Source organism: Bacillus sp. N1(2025), assembly GCF_053470005.1.
Window position 1 is genome coordinate 1 of sequence record NZ_JBLTJB010000030.1, and the last position, 1,238, is coordinate 1,238.

Below are 1,238 nucleotides of genomic sequence, written 5' to 3' on the forward strand. Positions count from 1 at the left end.
GGCAATGTCAGAAGACGCCAGATGCTATTGCAGTCAAATTAGGACAGGATACATTGACCTATGGCGAGTTGGCGAGAAAATCCAATCAGGTCGCTCGTTATTTAGCAGAACAAAACTATGCGCACAATTCTTATATTGGAGTTTGGGCAGAGAGACGAATCGAGACCATTGTAAATACGGTGGCTATTTTAAAAGCCGGCCATGCTTATATTCCTGTGAACCCGGAACATCCTGAGGAAAGAATAGAATATATCGTGGAAAATAGTGATATCAAGCTCATGATTCATCCGGATTTATATGAAAAAGAGAACCTTTCCACCTATAACGATGGTGCCTTGGAATCGCTAGAAGGCTGCCAGCAGGATAGAGCCTATGCTATCTATACGTCAGGAAGTACTGGACAGCCTAAGGGCGTTGTGATCACCCATGAGGCAGTAGTGAATACACTATTAGATATTAATGAGAGATTCAAAGTAGGCAGCGAAGATAAAATCATTGCCCTATCATCGATGAGCTTTGATTTATCTGTCTATGATATTTTTGGAGCACTCATTAGTGGAGCCCAGTTAGTATTAATTCCCGATCTCTTAGATGTGGCCAGCATTCATCAGATCATGATCGAAGAAGAAATCACGATATGGAACTCGGTTCCGGCCATTATGGATATGTATCTGGAGAATACAAAACAAGATACAGTGCAGAGATCTGCAGCAGAACGCTTACGTAGGGTGATGCTAAGTGGAGACTGGATTTCTCTTGGTTTGCCGGAGAAAATCAAAACAAGAATGCCAAAAGCACAAGTCATCGGGTTAGGTGGAGCAACAGAAGGCACTATATGGTCCATCTATTTCCCAATCACAGAAGTGAAGCCGGAGTGGAAAAGTATCCCTTATGGCTATCCGTTGAAAAATCAACAAATTTATGTACTGGATGAATGGGGAGAGGAATGCCCGATAGGCGTTCCAGGAGAACTGCATATTGGTGGAAAAGGAGTCGCCGTAGGTTATCTCAATGAAGAAGAGAAGACGAAGGCCGCCTTTATCAACCATAGATTAGGGTATCTGTACAAAACAGGTGATTATGGTGTGATGCGTCGGGAAGGATATGTAGACTTCCTTGGAAGAAAAGACAGTCAAGTAAAGATACGTGGACATCGTGTCGAATTAGGAGAAATAGAACACTGTATCAATCATTTGCCCAATATTCACCAGTCCGTAGTCGCTGATTATAGTGATTCC

General features: G+C 42.6%; 1 protein-coding gene. It reads left to right on the forward strand.

The window, feature by feature from the left end:
• A partial coding sequence (locus ACNFN4_RS22115) for an amino acid adenylation domain-containing protein (protein ID WP_448200484.1) occupies positions 1-1,238 on the forward strand: 1,238 nt, incomplete at both ends.